Here is an 18,351-nt window from a genome sequence, read left to right on the forward strand (position 1 = left end):
CACCATATTGGGCGGAAATCCTACTTTCCCTGGTCTCCTCGCCCACTCCCTGCCATAGCGTGCCCCCGATCGTCCCGTCCGCACCGGCACCCGCACCGAAAGGCCGCGCACGCGATGCCCAACCCCTTCGAGCTGCCCCGCTTCTACACACCGCACCCGGCCCGCCTCAATCCCCATCTCGAAGGCGCGCGACGGCATTCGAAGGATTGGGCGCGACGCATGGGCATGATCGAGGAATCGGGAATCTGGGACGAGGAGGATCTCGACTCCCACGACTACGCCTTGTTGTGCTCCTACACCCACCCCGACGCCCCGGGCCCTGAGCTGGACCTGGTCACCGACTGGTACGTGTGGGTGTTCTTCTTCGACGACGACTTCCTGGCCAGGTTCAAGCGCACGGGCGACACCCGCGGTGCCCGTGCCTATCTCGACCGCCTCCACGCCTTTATGCCGCTGGGCCCGGACGACCCGGCCCCGGAGCCCACCAACCAGGTCGAGGCGGGCCTGGCCGACCTGTGGGCGCGTACGGTCCCGGACATGTCGCCGGAGTGGCGGCGGCGCTTCCGGGAGAGCACCTGGCATCTGCTCGAGGAGTCGATGTGGGAGCTGTCGAACATCAACGAGGGCCGTGTCGCCAACCCCGTCGAGTACATCGAGATGCGCCGCAAGGTCGGCGGCGCCCCCTGGTCCGCGCATCTCGTCGAGTACGCGGCGGGCGCCGAGGTCCCCGACGCGGTGGCGGCCACCCGGCCCCTGCGCGTCCTGAAGGACACCTTCGCCGACTCGGTCCACCTGCGCAACGACCTCTTCTCCTACCAGCGCGAGACCGAGAGCGAGGGCGAACTCGCCAACGCCGTCCTCGTCTTCGAGCGCTTCCTGGGCTGCGACACCCAGCGGGCCGCCGACGCCGTGGGCGACCTCCTCACCTCCCGCCTCCAGCAGTTCGAGCACACCGCCCTCACCGAGGTCGCCCCCGTCCTGCTGGAACACGGCCTGGACGCGCAGGCCTACGCCGACGTCTTCGCCTACGTCAAGGGCCTCCAGGACTGGCAGGCCGGCGGCCACGAATGGCACCTGCGCTCCAGCCGCTATATGAAGAGCACCACCGGCACCCCCCGGGTGCCCGAGGCCCTGCTGGGCGGGCCGCTCGGGCTCGGCACCTCGGCGGCCCTGCTGGTGCCCTCGATCCTCGCGACGCTGCCCGCACGGCTACGAGGGTTCACACACGTCCCGTTCGAGAAGGTGGGCCCGCTGCCACGCCCCGACTTCGAGATGCCCTTCCAGACCCGGCACAACCCCCACCTCGAAGCCACCCGCCGGCACGGGGTCGACTGGGCCCGCCGGACGGGCCTCAGCGTCCCCAGCCCCACCGACCCCCTCGCAGGCCACTGGGACGACGGGAACCTCCACGACTTCGACCTGGGACTGTGCGCCGCCGGCATCAGCCCGGAGGCGAGCCCCGACGAACTGGACCTCGCCACGGACTGGCTCATCTGGGGCACCTACGCGGACGACGTCTACCCCGCGCACTTCGGGCCGCGCGCCGACGGCCTGGCGGCGGCGAAGGAGTGCACCGACCGGCTCAGGCTGTTCATGCCGCTGGACGCCGTCGTCACCGAGACGCCGCTGAACTGCCTGGAGCGGAGCCTTGCCGACATCTGGGTCCGGACGGTGACGCCCATGCCTCCCGCCGACCGTGAGGCGTTCCGGCGGGCGGTCGAAGGCATGCTGGACAGCTGGCAGTGGGAGCTGACCAATCAGCGCATGAACAAGATCCCCGAGCCGGTCGACTACATCGAGATGCGCCGGAACACCTTCGGCTCCCCGCTCACCATGACGCTCTCCCGGCTCCGCCACGGCAAGGCGCTGCCCCCGGAAGTCCTCGCGTCACGGCCCCTCCAGGCGCTGGAGAACGCCGCCTCGGACTACGCCACGCTCATGAACGACGTCTTCTCCTACCAGAAGGAGATCGAGTTCGAGGGCGAGGTCCACAACGCCGTCCTGGTCGTCCAGAACTTCTTCGACTGCGGGCGCGCCGAGGCCCTGGGCATCGTCGCCGACCTGCTGAGGTCCCGGATGCGGGAGTTCCTCCACATCGTCGCCACGCAGCTGCCCGCCCTCTGCGAGGAGTTCGGGCTCGATGTGAAGGCCCGTATCGCCCTGGACGGCTACGTCCAGGAGCTCAAGGACTGGCTGGCGGCCATTCTCACGTGGCACCGGGAGTGCCGGCGCTACGGCGAGGACGACCTGATCCGCCGCCGTGCCGCAGGCCCCCGTGCCGCGTCCGTCGCCCCGCCGGTGGGGGCGCCCCTGGGCGCCCCCACCGGCATCGGCACCTCGGGCGCCCGGATCGCGGCCCTCCTGCGCGGCTGATCCCTGAGGAGTACGGCGAAGGGCCTCCGCCGGCATCCCGCCGACGGAGGCCCCACCACGTACGAGGGGTCAGGGTCCCGGGCCCGGAGCCCGCACAAGCCCCCGGCAGCCACCCACTCCGAAGATCCTCAGTCGGGGCACGTCCCGCCGACGGGGGTGCCGACGGCGACGGTGGTGTTCTGTGCGAGCCGGCAGAAGTCGCCGCCCAGCGATGCGGGGGCTGCCTGAGCGGACGCGGCTGGGGCGATCACTCCCAGCACGGTGAGGACGGTGGCTGCTGCGAGGGCGAAAATGGTCCGGCGAGTGCGGCTCAAGGCGACTCCTTCGATGCGGCGGGATTGCCGTAAGCCTTTCCCGCCCACTGCATACGATTGCTCACGGGGCGGGGCGCAAGGAGGGCCGCGGGGGCGCGTTGGCTCACCTCCGCTCCAGCATGCGGTCGACCGGTGTCCTTCACGTGCGGCCCAGCCGCATACCCAGCCCCCGCACCCGGTAGATGCGGCGGCCGTCCACCCACAGCCAGCCGTCCGCGCGGGCGGTGCGCCCCCGCTCGTCCCGGCGGTCGTCGACGACGTCTACGCCGACGGTGACCAGACCGTCGGTCGGCACCACCTGACCCCGGTAGCGCCAGGTGAACTCCGCGTCCGTCAGGGGTTCGAGGGTGCCCGCAGCGGTCTCCTGACCGGGTGTCGTACTCAGCAAGTGGTACTGGAGCAGCTGGGCCATCGCCTCCACGCCCAGGGAGCCGGGCTGGACCGGGTCCCTGAAGAAGTGCGCCTTGAAGTACCAGGCCCCGGGGTCGACCGGCTTCTCGGCCCGCAGCCGGGCCGGGCCCGCCGGGCCGCCGTCCGGCCAGTGCCCGGTGACCCGGTCCAGCATCCGCAGCATGGGGCCGGGCAACCGCGCACCCCCGGCCGGGCGTTCGGCGGTGAGGTCGGCGCCGAGGTCGCAGGGCGCGGCCCACCGGGCGCTCTCCTCGGCGTCGGCCGGGATGCCGACCTGCCGGTCGAGCGCGGAGCCGGGGAAGAAGCCGAAGGACGAGGTCGCGCTCAGCAGGGGCGCGCCATCGGCGGTGCAGTCGATGGTGAAGGAGACGATCGTGATGTTTCCGTGCCGGGCGGAGCCGGTGAGTTCCACCCGCGTGCGCAGGGTCCGTACCCCCGGCCGCACCTGCCGGCGCAGCCGGGCCGTGCCGTCGAGGTTGCGGAAGACGAGCCGGGGGCCGGTGGCGATGGCAGGGTCGGCGGTGCGGACGGCGAGCCAGCCGCAGGGTTGCAGCGCGACCTCCATCAGCACGGCCCAGGGCATCACGGCGGTGCCGTTCTGCTCGAAGTACCAGACCTCCGGCGGGACGTCGTACTCGGCGACGACCGCACTGCCCGCCCTCGGTTCGCTCGCGGGCGCCTCCAGGGACACGATCCGGCTCATGAAGTGGTAGGGCGGGCCCGGCAGGTGGATGGTGGTCTCCGCCCGGTCCAGGACGGCGGCGTCCGGTCCGAAGGCCTGGCCGGGGCGTCCCCAGGCGCAGGCGAGCAGCGAGGGGTAGCCGAAGGCGAAGCCGTTCTCGGTGGCGACCGGCCGGGGCTCGCGATGGCCCACCAGACCACCCAGGGAGCGGAGTTCGAGCGGCGCGCCGGTGGTCTGTTCCCGGCGCGGGCCCAGTTCCCGCCAGTGGTCCAGCGGGGCGTCCCGTACCAGCCGTAGCGCGAGGTTCCGGCAGTGGAAGGCGTTGACGCCGTCCACGGCGACCATGGCCTCCGCGTACAGCACGGGCTCCGGGCCGGCGCTCAGGCCGCCGACGTGGATCTCGTAGACGACGTGCCGGCTGTCCGGGGTCGCCTGGCTGCGGCAGCGGGACACGGCGGTGACGCCGGGCACGGGTTCGAAGCAGGCCGCGTCCCGGTCGATGGTCAGCCCGAGGGCTGCCAGGTGGAAGGCCATGGCCTGGTGCACGCCGTGACTCATCAGGGAGCCGGCGAGGACGGGATCGTTCTTGAAGTGGCCGTCGAAGTACCAGCCGTCGGGGCGCAGCCACGTCTCGGCGCGCAGGTAGCCGCGGCCGAGCGCCCCTCCGGCCGGTTCGAAGGCGGTGACCTCGTCGATCAACAGGAGCCGTCCGCTGTCGATGCGTGGTGTCCGCACATGGGCGCGGGTGGTGTTCCAGGCGGGTCCGAAGCAGTCGTACGGCCGCCCCTCGGCGAAGGCCCGGACGGCCTCGGCGTCGAAGCGCGTGGCGGTGGGCGGCGGCGTGACGGGGTCGAAGGGCAGGTCATGGGAGAGGGCCTCGCCGGGGGTCCACCGGATGCCTCCGGCCGCGGCGAGTTCGGCGTCGGTGAAGAATCCGGCCTGGGCGTTGGCGATGCTGACGACGGGCTCGTCACCGGCGAAGCAGTCGTAGCGGAAGAAGAACAGCCGGGTGCCCCTGTGCTCCGCGTGGCCGTCGATGTGGATCTCGTAGCGCAGGGTCTGGCCGACGCGGGGAGCACCGCCGTGGTAGGTGGCCTCGCAGCCGAGGAGGCGGTAGACGCGCTCGCCGCGGTTGAGGAGGTCGACGCCGAGCCAGCTGATGAGGAGCAGGTCGGCCTGGCCCGCCTCGACCAGGAGTCCGGCGGGGATGTGCCCGGTGTGGTCGAGGTACCAGGCGTCGGGGCGCAGGTCGGTCTCGGTCCAGATGGTGCCCGTGCCCATGGAGGCCGGTTCGGCGTCGATGCCCGTGACGCGGTCCACCAGCAGCAGCGGCGGGCCGGGGAGCCGGGTCTGGCGGTGGTGGCCGTCCTGGGCGGCGAACAGCGGGCCGAAGAGCTCGGAGACCGGCCCGTCCGCGAGCCGTTCCAGCTGGGCCCGGTCGAACTTCGGGCCGGGCAGGGCGGGTTGTCGCGCAAAGGGCGACTGCTCCGGGAGCCGGAGGGACGGTACGCGGGGCAGGGCGTCCCTCATCGTCCGCTCCCCGCGCAGGTACCGCAGGTGGAGGGCGGTCTGTTCCGTCAGGTACTGCCGGTGGAGGGCGGTGACCCGGTCTCGGTGCCGGGCGATGGCGGCCGTACGGCCCGTCAGGGGCGGTTCGGGCGGGCGCGCGGCCGGGACGACGGTCGGCCGCTCGTGCGTGGGGGATACGGGGAGCGTGGTGGGCAGGGCGGGCGCGGGAGCCATCACGGTGGCGAGCCGGTCCGGCACGGGCAGCCGGACGGCGGGAGAGTGGGCCGGTACGCGCAGCACCCGCCGGGTCCTCGACGTGTCGGTGTCCGCCTTGTCCAGCAGGCGTGACAGGAGGAGCGGGTCGCACAGTCCGGCCGCCGCCAGCTTTTCCACGGACTGGCGCAGCCGGCGCAGCGCGCGTCCGCCGGGTTCGTCGAGCGCCACCGCCAGGTGGGGCCGGCCGGCCAGGATGCGGGTGATCCAGTCGGTGCACAGGGAGCCGGGGCCGTGTTCGACGAAGACGCGGACGCCGTCGGCGTAGGCCCGCTCGATCACCGCCGGGAAGTCGATCGTCCTCGTGGCCCCTCCCGTGATGGAGTCGGCGGCGCTCTCCTCGGTCGGCAGGTACGACTCCGCGGTGTCGCCCCGGTAGAAGCGGACGCCCGGTACGGGCACGGTGCGCCGGCGGTGCAGCCGGTACCAGTCCTCGCGGACCTCCGCCAGCTCGGGGACGTGGGCGGCGATGTCGTAGTCGAGCCGGACCGCCGCGTGGGGGAAGCGGTCGCGCACCAGGGCCGCGCAGGCGCTCTCCTCGCCGCCGACGACGCAGACGCCGGGGGCGTTGACCGCCATCAGGTGCACGGCGGGCTGATCGGCGACGGCTTCCCGGACCCGTTCCGCCGGCGCGGTGACCAGGTAGTTCCGCCAGCGCCGACCGGTGATGCCCCTGGCTCGCCAGTACCGGCGGATCGCCCGGTACTCGCCCGTCACATCGTGGGTGAACAGCCCGCCGCCGCGGGCGTCCTCGGCCAGGGCCGCCGCGTCGGGCCATGCCTCCAGGGCGACGAGCGCGGAGGTCTCACCGGAGGAGTAGCCGATGGCCGCGTCGGGGCGCAGGCCGAGGGCGTACCGCGTGATCAGGGTGTGCAGGGCCGCGAGCCGGGTGGCGGCCCAGATCCTGCCGAGCACGCCGGTGTCGGCGAAGTCCGGTGGCGGCCAGGGCGCGTCCCCGCTGTCGCAGCGCTGCCGGACGGCCTCGGCGAGGTCGGGCAGGGCGTCGGTCAGCTCGCGGCCCATGTGCGGGTAGGCGGCCGAGCCGTTGGTGTACACGAAGGCGACCTGGCCGTCGCGCCGTGCGGCGGTGGCGGTGGCGGTCGTGGGAGCCGCCCGCAGCCTGACGTGCCGTTCCGGGCCTTCCAGGACCGGGACGACGACCTCGGCCGTGCGCAGCCGCGTGCCGGCTTCGGCGAACCGCCCGGGCCGGGGCCTGATGTCGTGGCGCAGGGCGGTGACGGCGGTCGCGACGGCGAGCAGGCCGGCGGCGGCGTGCGGGGTGCCGAACAGCGAGGAGTTGTCGAGGCCGTCCGGCGCGCCGTCCAGGGGAACGGTGCTCACCCGCAGGTCCGGCGGATCGTCTCGGGCGCCGTCTTCGTCGAGGACCGCCAGGACGCGCTCCCCGGCCCGCTCGGCGTCGGGCAGGCGTTTGAGGACGAGGACGACGGCGGCGTCCCCGGATTCGCGGGCCACGCCGAGGTCGCGCAGGGCCGCCTGGTGCACGGGGTCGTGCGCGAGGTCGGTCGCCCCGACGAGCACGGCGTCCATCTCGTGCGACCTCAGGAAGCGGGCGGCCAGGGCCAGGGCCGCGGTACCGGAGTCCTCCTCGGCCGACACGGTGAAACCGGGCCCGGTCAGGTCGAGCTGGCTGTTGATCCGGTTGGCGACGATGTTCATCATGGTGCCCAAGGCCGCCGCCGCGGTGCCCGGGGGCGCGACGGCGTCCCTGAGCCCGGTCGGCGGTCCCGGGGGCCGGGGCAGTCCGGCCCGCTGCCAGAGGCCGTCGATGCGCCGCCGCGCGACGTGGCGGCCCACCTGCGGGTCGACGCCCGCCCCGACGACCACGGCCGTACGCGCCGGCGGGAGAGTCACCTCCTTTGCCACCTCTCGCGCGGCGTCGAGGACCAGGAGTTGCTGGGGCAGGGCCTCCCGCAGGTCCAGCGGCGGGAAACGCAGGCCTTCCAGAGCGAGTTCCACATGCTCACGCGGCTCACGATGGGGCCGTCCGGAGCACAGCGCGGCGACGAATTCGTCCGTGCCGCCGTCCCGGCCGGTCCGCACGGCGAGCGCGACCACGGCGAGCGGCGGGTCCGTCGGGCGGAGCGCCGGAGAGGACGGCGGCGGCACGTGCGCGTCCCCGGCGTCGAGGACGAGGTGGGCGTTGGTACCGCCGAAGCCGAACGCGCTCACCGCGGCGCGGCGCGGTCCGGACCAGTCCTCGTGCTCCGTGAGGAGCCGCAGCGGCCGCTCCAGTGTGGTGGGGGTGCCGTCGTGCGGGGGCGCCGGGCGGACTCCGGCGTCGAGCGCGCCGATCACCTTGAGCAGGGCCGCCGCGCCCGAGGTCGTCAGCAGATGGCCTACGTTGGCCTTCACCGAGCCGGCCGGAAGGGCCCGGTGGGCGGCGAAGACCCGGCTGGCCGAACGGACCTCCACGGCGTCCCCGACGGTCGTACCCGTGGCGTGGCACTCCAGCAGGCCCACGGACTCCGGGGACACCCCGGCCGAGACGTAGGCCGCGCGCATCGCGCGTTCCTGGCCCGCGGCGTCGGGAACCATCAGCCCGGCGGCCCGGCCGTCGTTGCCGAGGCCGACGCCGCGCACCACCGCGAACACCCGCCGCCCTTGGGCCCGGGCGTCGCTCAACCGCATCAGAGCGAGCACGACGGCGCCCTCCCCCGGCACCAGGCCGTCGGCGTCGCGGTGGAACGGCCGGCTGCGCCCGGTCGGGCTGATCGCGCCCATGAGCGCGAAACCGCCGTGGACGAACAGGGCATCGGCACGGTTCACCGCGCCCGCCAGCATCAGGTCGGCCGACCCGTCCTGGAGGCGGTCGCAGGCGAGCTTGACCGCGTACAGCGATGTGGCACAGGCCGCGTCCAGGGCGTACGCGCCACCGTCGAGGCCCAGTGCGCGGGCCGTGAGCAGGGCGGGCAGGCCGGAGGAGAAGCGGTTGTGGGCGTGGGGCCGGGGGGAGGGCGACGAAGCCAGCAGGGCGTCCCGGACCGTGGGTTCCTGGGCCGAGAGCCACACCTGCTCGGTGTGCCGGACGGCGGCGGTGGAGGGATACGACAGGTTGCCGAGCACCAGACCTGTGCGTGGTGGGGCGGCGGGGTGCCCGGCCTCGGCCAGGGCCTGGCGTCCGGTGTACAGGGGCCATTGGAAGAGCGGATCGAGCCGCAGGATCTCCTCGGGGGGCAGGGCGTATCCGGTGGGGTCGAAGGCGGCTTCGAAGCCGCGGACGAATCCGCCGATGCCGCTGAACACGTGGTCCGGCACGCCGAGCCCGGCCGTGTCGGTGCCGGGCGGCAGCCTCCAGCGGTCCCGCGGGGCCGGTGCGAGGCTGACGCGGCGGTCGAGGACGTTCCGCCAGAACGCCTCCGGGCTCAGCGCGTCCGGCAGGACGCAGCCCCGCCCCACGACGGCGATGGGTTCGCTGATCACCGGTGTCTCACTTCCCGCCGTTCTCGTCACTCTGCCGTGCGGGCGGCTTGTCGGGTCGCTGGATCATCTCGACGTCGAGCAGTTCGGCGAACGGGGCGCCGTCCCGGCCGGTCAGCCACAGGTGGCAGACGGCGCGGGTGCCCTCGGTCCGTACGGCCAGGAGCGTGCAGGTGACAGGACCCCGCGCCGGTCCGCTGTGGTGGATCCGGATCGTCCCGACGGCCATCGGGAGCGCGGGGCGACCGAGAACCTCGCGCGCCCAGAGCAGGGCGAGTTGCAGGGCGCCGTCGAGGACGGCCGGGTCCGTCTGCCAGGTGTCGCCGGGCCAGCCCAGGGCGGTCAGGCCGGTGAGGGTGCCTCGCGCTCCGGCCGGCCCCATCCCCTCGATGCCCGTCAGCGCGTGCCACAGCGGGCCGTGGAAGAGGACATGTCCGTCGTAGATCTCTCCGTGTTCCCAAGGGGGCAGGGCGAGGTCCGTCGTCGGCGAGGCGTGCCCGCTTCCTTCCTCCGGGCCGTCGGGCGGGCCGACGAGCGCCACGCAGTGCACACGGTCCGGCGCCGAGCGCAGTTCCACCGACAGCGGCCCGGAGCCTCCGGGGGCGCACGTGCCGTGGAGAGTGAACTCCCGTTCCTCCACCTCCCTCCCGTCCCAGACAGCCGGCAGCATGACGCGGACCTCACGCAGTGTCGGGGCGGCGCTCCCCGGGTTCCAGTCCCGGGCGGCCGCGAGGATCCACTCCAGGGACTGGGCCAGCGGCAGGACCACCCTCCCCCGGATGACGTGGTGGGCCAGGTACGGATGCGTATCCGGTGTGACGCGCGCCCCGGCGGTCCGGGGGTGCCGCAGACCGGTCGGCGGCAGGGCGGCGGGGGGCTCCTGCCGCACGTCCGACGCCGTGAGGAGCACCTGGCTGTCCGGGCCCTCGTGGGCCATCTCCTCGATGAAGGCCCGGGCGCCGGCCCGGACGTCCAGCAGGGGCACGCCGGCCGCTGTGAAGCGGTCGGCCAGCGCCGGGGTGACCATGCCGCCCTGCCAGGGCCCCCACGCGAGGGCACGGACCCGGCAGCCGGGCCGGGCGGCCGCCTCGGCCGCGGCCACCTGGTCGAGCGTCGCGTTGGCCATCGCGTAGTCGCTCTGCCCCGGGTTCCCGAAGGCGCCCGCCACAGACGAGAACACGCAGAGCGTGCGCAGCGGGTCTGCGGCCGTCGCCTCCAGCAGGGTGCGCAGCCCGGTGGTCTTGGTGCCGAAGACCTCGTCGAACTGCTCGTCGGTCTTGTCGGCGATCCGCCTGTCCGCCAGCACTCCGGCGCCGTGCACGATGCCGGTCACCGGTCCCAACTCGGCGCGGACGGTGTCGAGGGCGGCGCGTACGGCGGCGGGGTCGCGCGTGTCGGCGGGGATGTAGCGCACGGGCGCGCCCGTCTCCTCGACGGCCGCGAGGGTGGCCCGGATCTCGCGGACGGCCAGGACGTGGCGGGCCCGCCGGGCGAGTTCGGCGGGCGCGGCGTCCGGGTGCCGCGCGGCGAGGGCGCGTACGAGGGCGGGCTCGTCGGACTCTGCGGGCAGCCCCGGGGGTTCGTCGGCCAATTCGGTGCGGCCGAGGAGCGCCAGGCGCGGCCGCCGGGCCCGGGCGAGCGCCGTCACCGCGGCGGCGGTCACCCCTCGGGCGCCTCCGGTGACGACGAGGACGTCGTCGGGGCCCGGCCCGCCGTCCCCGTCTCCCGGCGGGGCCGGGACGGCCAGCACCGTGATCCGGCTTCCGTCCGGGGGCAGGCCCGCCTCCAGCAGGGGGCCGCCGTGGAGCAGTTCGGCGACGAGGGCGTCGGCGACGGCCTGGGGCGTACGGCCCGAGCGCGCGCAGTCGACGGCCTTGACCGCCGCCTTGGGCCACTCCCCCGCGAGGGTGCGGACGAGTCCCGCCAGGCCGCCGAGCCAGGCGCGTTCCCCTTGCGTTCCCCCGGTGCCGAAGTCGCCGCCGGTGTCCTGGGCCGTGACGAACACACCGCCCTCGTCCGTGAAGCGCGGGGCCACCAGGCGCGCCGCCGCGAAGGCCGCGCGCTGCGCGTCCAGCATGGCGTCGACGGTCAGGCCTTCGGCCAGGCCGCCGAGCAGCAGCACCGCTCGCGTCTCCGCGGTCGGGGCCGTGACCGGCTCGGCCCGCACTCCCCGCGCCTCCAGCCGCTCGGCCACGAGGGTGGCCAGGCCCGATCCCCCGTCGACCACGTGCAGGGTGTGCTCCCGCAGTCCGGGGAGCGACAGCCCGGTCGGCGGGGCCGGGACGGCGCGCGGCGCGTACCGGCCGATGCCGGGGAAGGACGGCGCGGGCGGCGCCTCCGTGCCGTCCGCCATCGAGCGGAGCTTGTCGGCGACCTGCCGGAGCGTCCGCAGGGAGACCAGTTCCGCCGGGTCGCCGTGGAGTTCGGGCAGCTCCCCCACGCGCTGGTTGAGGAGGGAGAGGATCTCGACGCGTTTGATGGAGTCGATGCCCAGCTCCGACTCCAGTTCCATGTCCAGGCCGAGCATCTCGACCGGATAGCCCGTCCGTTCGGCGACCACGGCCAGCAGCGTCTCCTCCAGTCGCTCGGGGTCGAGATTGAGGGCGGCCGCGGCCGGTTGGCCGGCGGCCGGTTCGGCGGACGGCGGTGCGGGTTCGGTTTCCTCGCTCGGCCCCGGCCCCGGCACCGGCCCCGGCACCGGCATCGCGGGCACCACGGCGGGAAGGGCCGTTCCGGGGGCGGGCCGGGGGCCGGGGAACGCGTCGTCGGGTTCACCGGACCGGTCCGGGGGGACGACGTCGGGCGACCCCACCAGCGCCGCGAAGGACGTCTCGGACATCTTCAGGAAGGCCTGATGCGCCTCGCTCATACAGCGCAGGAAGACGGCGTGGGCGTCGGCGGTCTGGCGCTGGGCGTCCTCGATCAGGGCCACCCGCTCCTCCTCCCCGGCCGCCGGAGCGGCTGCCTGCGAGGGCACGGCGGGCGTCATGGGCCCGGCCGACGGGACCGGCCCGGCTGACGGCACCGGCGCCCGCACGCCGGACGGCGCGGGGACAGGAGGCGCCACGGGGACGGCCGGCGGTGTCGGTGCGGCCGGCGAGGTGGCGACGGCCGGCGGCGTCCCGACGACCTGCGGCGCGGGCGCGGAGCGCGCGGCCGGGACACCGGGCAGCCGGGGCGCGGCGGGCAGCGTGAACGGGGCGGTCGCCCCGGGCCCGTCCGCCGGGGCCGGGGGCGCGCTCGCCCCGGCCGCTTCCTGCGGCGGGTAGCGCCGGCCGAGGTTGCCTCCGTCGATGGGTACGGTCATCCTCGGCTTCCGTCCCTGGGCGGCGGCGGGCGGCCGGGTGTAGTGCCGCCAGTAGGGCGCGAAGTCCATGGGGGTGCCGTGGACGGCGAGCCGGGCCAGGGCGTCCTGGAAGGCGGTCACGCCGTGGGTGTCGCGGCGGTCGAGCGGTACGGCCAGGTGGGGCCGGTCGCCGAGGATCTGTCCGACCAGCGCGGTGAGCACCGTGCCCGGGCCCGCTTCGACGAAGGTCCGTACCCCGGCCGCGTACATGGCCTCGATCTGCTCCATGAAGCGCACGGGTTCGGCCAGGTGCCCGGCGAGGCGGGCGCGGATCCGTTCCGGGTCGGGCGGGTAGGGGGCGGCGTCGGTGTTGGAGAGGACGTCCAGGGCCGGGGGCGTGATGGCGGCGCCCGCCAGGGCTTCGGCGAAGGGGGCCCGGGCGGCCGCGACGAGCGGGCTGTGGAAGGCGGCGGGGGCGGCCAGCGGCACGGTGCCGATGCCGGACTCCCGCATCCGTCCGGTCACCGCCGCGATGGCCTCGGCCGTGCCCGAGACGACGGTCTGCCGGGGGGCGTTGTGGTTGGCGATCCATACGTCCCGCGCTCCGTGACGGTCCAGTGCCTCGCGGGTGTCGTGGGGGCCGGCGCGGATCACCAGCATCGTGCCCGGGGTGGCGGCCGCCGCGTCGCGCACGGCCTCGCCCCGGGCGCGGGCCAGCCGCAGGAGCGTGTCCGCGTCGTAGGCGCCCGCCGCGTGCAGGGCGATGAGCTCGCCGAGGCTGTGGCCCGCGACGCAGTCGGGCCGGAGCCCGAACTCCGCCAGCAGGGCCAGCAGCGCCAGGCTGTGCGCGGCGAGGGCGGGTTGCGCCCACTCGGTGGCCGTGAGCGGCTCCTGCCGAGCGGCACGCCGCTCCTCGGGTACGGGCGGGGGGAAGACCACGCGGTGCAGCGGCGTGCCGTCGGGGCCCGTGCCGCCGGCCGCGTCCCAGACCGCGAGCGCCCCGGGGTGGTGGGCCGCGAGGTCGCCCCCCATCCCCACGTACTGGGCGCCCTGGCCGGGGAACAGCCAGGCGGTGCGGCCCGGCTCGCGCGGCCCGGCGCCCCAGTGCAGGGCGAGCGGCTGGGAGGGGCTCTTCCCGGCGTCGAGGGCCGCCGCGGCCCGGTCGAGGCGTTCGACGAGCTGGGCGCCGTCGGCGGCCAGCACGGCGAGCCGTCGTCCGGCGTCGGCCCGGAACTCCTCCTGGCTGCGGCGCGCCAGGCCGGCGAGGCCGTGTCCCTTCCCCGCGTCGCTCTCCGTCGCGGCCCGGCGCAGTGCGGCGACGCGGTCGCGCAGGTCCTCGGCGGAGTCGGCGCCGAGCAGGAGGAGTTCGGTCGGCGCGGTCCGCAGGCGCGGCCGGCCGCCGGCCGGGGCGCGGTGTTCCTCCAGGGTGACGTGGAAGTTGGTGCCGCCGAACCCGAAGCTGGATACGGACGCGCGGCGGGGCCCGCCGTCGGGCCGGATCCAGGGGCGGGCGCGGGTGTTGAGGTAGAAGGGGCTGGATTCCATGTGCAGGCCGGGGTGGGGGCGTTCGGCGTTGATGGTGGGCGGCAGCACCTTGTGGTGGAGGGCGAGGACGGCCTTGAGCAGGCCGGCCGCTCCCGCCGCGCACTTGGTGTGGCCGATCTGGGACTTGACCGATCCCAGGGCGCACCATTGCGGGTCGGTGCGGCCGGACGACTCGAACACTTCGCGCAGGGCGGCGAACTCCGCCTGGTCGCCTGCCACGGTGCCGGTGCCGTGGGCCTCGACGAGTTCCACGGTGCCGGGCGTGTAGCCCGCCTCGTGGTAGGCCCGGCGCAGGGCGAGGGCCTGGCCCCGCGGGCGGGGCGCGTAGATCGCGGCGCCTCGTCCGTCGGAGGAGCTGCCCATGCCGCGGATGACCGCGTACACGCCGTCTCCGTCGCGTTCGGCGTCGGCCAGCCGTTTGAGCGCGAACATCACCACCGCCTCGCCGAGCATGGTCCCGTCGGCGTCCTCCGCGAACGGCCGGCACCGCTGGGTCGGGGACAGTGCCGGGGTGGTGGTGAAGCAGAAGTACATGCCGATGTCGTTGGACACATCGACGCCGCCGCTGATCACCAGGTCGGCGCGGCCCAGGGAGAGTTCGTCCAGGGCGGTGGAGAGGGCGGCCAATGAGCTGGCGCACGCGGCGTCCGTGGTGTGGTTGGTGCCGTGGAGGTCGAAGCGGTTGGCGATGCGTCCGGCGACGACGTTGCCGAGCAGGCCGGGGAAGGTGTCCTCGGTGGGCTCCGGGTAGTACGTCAGGACGCGGTCGCACACCGCCCGGGCCTCCGTCTCGGACAGGCCGTGTTCGCGCAGGGCCCTGAGCGTCAGCGGCAGCTGGGTGGGGGCGTTGGCCTCCGTGAGCAGGCCCAGCGCGGCCGCGCCGAGCACCACGGCGACGCGGTCGCCGTCCGGCCGGGCGACGCCTCCGTCCTCGGCGTCCCGCAGGAGCTGGTCTGCGACCACGAGGGCGAGCAGTTGCGCGGTGTCCGTGGAGGCGAGGCTCTGCGGTGGGATGCCGTAGGCCAGGGGGGCGAAGTCCACGGTGGGGACGAAGGCGCCGCGCCGTACGTAGACCTTCCTCGGGGTGCCGGGGACGGGGTGGTAGTAGTCGTCGGTCAGCCACCGGGTCGGCGGGACGTCCTTCATGAGGTCGCGGCGGCCGAGGATCAGCCGCCAGCTCTGCTCGACGTCGTGGGCGTCCGGCAGCAGGGCACCGAGGCCGACGACGGCGACGGGGACCCGGCCCGGGAGGTGTTCGTCCGGCATGGTGTGTCCTCGTGGTGCGGAGCGGGTCGGGGTCGGGGCGCGTGAGCCCGCCGGGTGAGCTAGGCGAGCCGCCGGGGACGGAAGGCGAAGGCGGTGGCCGGCACGGCGACGCCGTGGCCGCGCAGTTGGTGGGCCCGGGTGATGACGGCGGCGCCTTCCAGGAGGTTCAGCGCGATCTGGACCACGTCGCGCCGGGCCGGGTCGGCGAGGAAGCTGCCGGCCGCCCAGCGGTTGAAGGCGCCCATGGCCGGGCCGCACCAGATCTGGTAGTCCGCGCGGCGTTCGGTGTGCCCGGAGACCGCCCAGCGGCTCGACATGCCCAGGTACCAGCGGAAGGCGAGGGCGAGGCGGTGCCGGGGGTCCCGCTCGGCCCGCTGGACCTGGGCCGGGTCCCGGTCCTGCCAGAAGCGCCGGGTCTCGGCCCAGATCTCGGCGAACGGCGCCTTGAGGATGTCCTGTTCGACCCGGTCGCGCTGCCGGGGCGGGATGTCCTCCCAGCTCTCGTGGTCGCGGTAGAGCTCGTAGAGCCGGCCGGCGCGCGCGGCGAAGAGCGTTCCCCGGCGCAGCACCTGGAGTCGGACGCCGAGCTCGAACATGTCCGCCGCCGGGGCCATGGTCACATCGGCCATGTCGGCGCGGGCCAGCATGTCCTTCGCGTCGTCGGACAGCCCGGCTTCGCGGGTGGCCTGGTTGACGGAGCCGGTGAGCACGTACGCGGCGCCCAGGGCGAAGGCGCCGGCCACCGCGGCGGGGGTGCCCAGGCCGCCCGCGGCCCCGACCCTGATACCGCGGTCGTAGCCGTGGGCGGCGGTGAGTTCGTCCCGCAGGGCGAGCATGGCCGGGAGGAGGACGGCGAGGGGCCGGTTGTCGGTGTGCCCGCCGCTGTCCGCCTCGACGGTGACGTCCTCCGCGACCGGCACCCGGGCGGCCAGCTCGGCCTCGGCCTCGGTCAGTTGTCCCCGGTCCACGAGGGCGCGCAGCAGCGGGCCGGGGGCGGGTGTCATGAAGGGGCCCGCGACCTCGGGCCGGGACACCTTGGCGAACAGGCGTGTGCCGCGCAGTACACGCCCTTGGGGGCCGCGGCGCAGCCCGTGAGCGGCGATCCTGATCACGGCGGGGGTGAGCGACATGAACGCGGAGGCGGAGACGGCGGGCACGCGGTGGCGCAGCGCGATCCCGGCGATCCGGTCCTCCAGCGCCGGGTCGCCGGGGGAATGGATGAGATTGACGCCCCAGTTCGGCCTTCCCGCGAGCTCGGCGGCCAGCTCGGCCGTGGCCTGTTCGACGCGCTCCGGGTGCAGTCCGGCGGCGCCGAAGAAGCCGAGCATGCCCGCCCGGGCCATGGCGGAGACCATGGCCACGGTCGCGATGCCGCCGGCCATCTCCCCGGCGACGTAGGGGAAGCGGACGCCGTGCGCCTCGCCGAAGGAGCGGTCGCCGAGCCACTCCGGGTACAGCGGCGGCAGGGTGCCCAGCAGGGGCAGGCCCTGCCGGCCGGGTGCGGGAGGGGCTGTGGCGCCGCCGACGGCGAGGCCGATGGCTCCTGTGGGGGCGGCCACGAGATGCACGGGTTCTCTGATGACGGCCGCCGCGCCGAGGATCTCCTGTGGTGCGAAGGCGGCCGGGTGCTCGCCCGGGTACCACTGGAGGGGTGCGGTGGGGGCCGGAGCGGCGGCCGTGGTGCTGGGGCCTGTCATGGCCGGTCCGGGCGCCGGCCGGCCGTGAACCGCAGTGATGTGTGGTCGGCGGTGCGGGGCAGGGGCCGTGCGGGGCCGAGCCGGAGCGAGGAGGCCATGTGCCAGTCGCGGCGGAGCAGTTCGGCGAGGAACGCGGCGCTGGTGAGGAGGACGATGTCCCTGCCGGGGCAGCGGGCCGGGCCCCTGCTGAACGGCGCGATCGACCACTCCGCCTCGGCCCGGCCGTCGAGCCAGACCTCGGGCTCGAACCGGTCGGCGTAGGGGATGTGCCGGGCGTCGCGGTGGAAGTACGAGCTGGGGAAGACGATCGCCGTGCCCGCGGGCAGCGACCAGCCGCCGGGCCAGCGCGTCTCGGTCGTGGTGTCGCGCAGGATGCCCAGGGTGGTGGGCCACAGCCGCTGGGACTCCAGGACGCAGGCCCTGAGGTACGTTTCGTCGGCTCGGGCCCTGGCTTCCTGCTCGGGGTGGCAGGCGAGGAGGCCGAGGGCGAGGTAGGCGCCGATGGGGGCGGCGTCGAAGGCGAAGAACCAGTGCTGCGTCTGGGCCACGGGATCGACGTCGGCCGCGGCGGGGGTGGCGCGTACCGCGCGGGCCAGGCCGCCCGGCTCGGGCAGGTCGAGATAGCGCCGGGTGCGGTCGAACAACTCGGCGCGCAGCCGGTGGCGTTTGCGGTGGAGCATGAACCAGTTGCCGTCGCCGCGCAGCTTGTCCCGCAGCTCGGTGATCCGCTCGTCGGCGCGGGCGGTGTCACCGAGGACGACCCGGCGCACGACGCGCTGATAGGCGCCGTGGAACCGTTTCCAGGTGAGTTCGTCCCGGGTCAGCAGGGGCAGCGCCTCCTCCCGGGCGGCCGTCCGGCACGCCTCGTGGAACCACGGTCCGGCCGCGCCGTGCCCCAGCGCGGCCTCGTTGAACCTTCGCCGCGCCGCCCTGGCGGCTCCACGGGTGATCAGTGCGCCGCCCGGCTCGAAGTGGGACAGGGCCGCCGTCTTCTCCCGGTTGGCGGCCGTGAACGACCCGTCGGTCTCGGCCAGGACGCGCCGGGCGTCGTCGGCCGAGAGGAGGACGAGCACCGTCCGGCCGGGGACGGTGACGAGCAGCGGTCCCGGGCCGTGGCGCTCCCGCAGCCCGTCGAGCACCCGGCAGCCCCAGGCGTTGGTGTCCAGCGCGGCTGCCAGCCTGACGGCGAGCGGGCGGCGGATGACGGGCCCCTGGGCGAGGGTGGGGAGTAGGCCGAGAAAGGACATCCGCGCGATGTCGGTCCAGCCGGCCCGGGCGGGTCCTGGAGAGCCTGATGGTCCTGACGCCATGACAGCGGCTCCTTCCGCTTCGCCCGGTCGGGCTTTAGGGAAGGCTGCCCGGCGTACAAATCACTACTCTGTGGGCGAAACGAGGTCAGCCGATCGGGCGAAATCCAGCAGAAGTACGCGCACGACGAAGGCCCCCACCATCCGGTGGGGGCCTTCGTGTTCGTTCAGTGCGCCACCAGGGACTCGAACCCCGGACCTGCTGATTAAGAGTCAGCCGCTCTAGCCAACTGAGCTAGCGGCGCGAAAG

At 74.7% G+C, this 18,351-nt stretch carries 6 protein-coding genes and 1 tRNA gene; 1 reads left to right on the plus strand and 6 read right to left on the minus strand.

Annotation, left to right across the window (positions count from 1 at the left end):
* The first annotated feature begins 114 nt into the window (after positions 1-114).
* A complete protein-coding gene (locus RM609_RS01935; protein ID WP_311607326.1) occupies positions 115-2,373 on the plus strand; it encodes a terpene synthase family protein in 2,259 nt (752 codons plus the stop codon).
* Positions 2,374-2,501: 128 nt separating this feature from the next.
* Here RM609_RS01935 and RM609_RS01940 read toward each other — a convergent pair whose 3' ends face one another.
* From RM609_RS01940 to RM609_RS01965, 6 genes are all read right to left on the minus strand, one after another.
* Positions 2,502-2,687, minus strand: a complete 186-nt coding sequence (locus RM609_RS01940) for a hypothetical protein (protein WP_311607328.1) — start codon at positions 2,685-2,687, stop codon at positions 2,502-2,504.
* Between the two features lie 139 nt (positions 2,688-2,826).
* Positions 2,827-9,003, minus strand: a complete 6,177-nt coding sequence (locus tag RM609_RS01945; protein WP_311607330.1) for a beta-ketoacyl synthase N-terminal-like domain-containing protein — start codon at positions 9,001-9,003, stop codon at positions 2,827-2,829.
* Positions 9,004-9,010: 7 nt separating this feature from the next.
* Complete coding sequence (locus tag RM609_RS01950; RefSeq protein ID WP_311607331.1) at positions 9,011-15,097, minus strand: SDR family oxidoreductase; 6,087 nt, start codon at positions 15,095-15,097, stop codon at positions 9,011-9,013.
* 59 nt (positions 15,098-15,156) lie between these two features.
* Complete coding sequence (locus tag RM609_RS01955; RefSeq protein WP_311607332.1) at positions 15,157-16,794, minus strand: PfaD family polyunsaturated fatty acid/polyketide biosynthesis protein; 1,638 nt, start codon at positions 16,792-16,794, stop codon at positions 15,157-15,159.
* Positions 16,791-18,041 carry a cytochrome P450 gene (locus RM609_RS01960; RefSeq protein WP_311607337.1) on the minus strand — a complete coding sequence of 417 codons (1,251 nt, stop codon included), beginning with the start codon at positions 18,039-18,041 and terminating at the stop codon, positions 16,791-16,793. Before RM609_RS01960 ends, RM609_RS01955 begins: the two co-directional genes overlap by 4 nt.
* A 231-nt stretch (positions 18,042-18,272) precedes the next feature.
* Positions 18,273-18,346, minus strand: a tRNA-Lys gene (locus RM609_RS01965).
* Positions 18,347-18,351 lie beyond the last annotated feature (5 nt).

This window comes from Streptomyces hesseae, from assembly GCF_031845785.1.
GTDB lineage: Bacteria > Actinomycetota > Actinomycetes > Streptomycetales > Streptomycetaceae > Streptomyces > Streptomyces hesseae.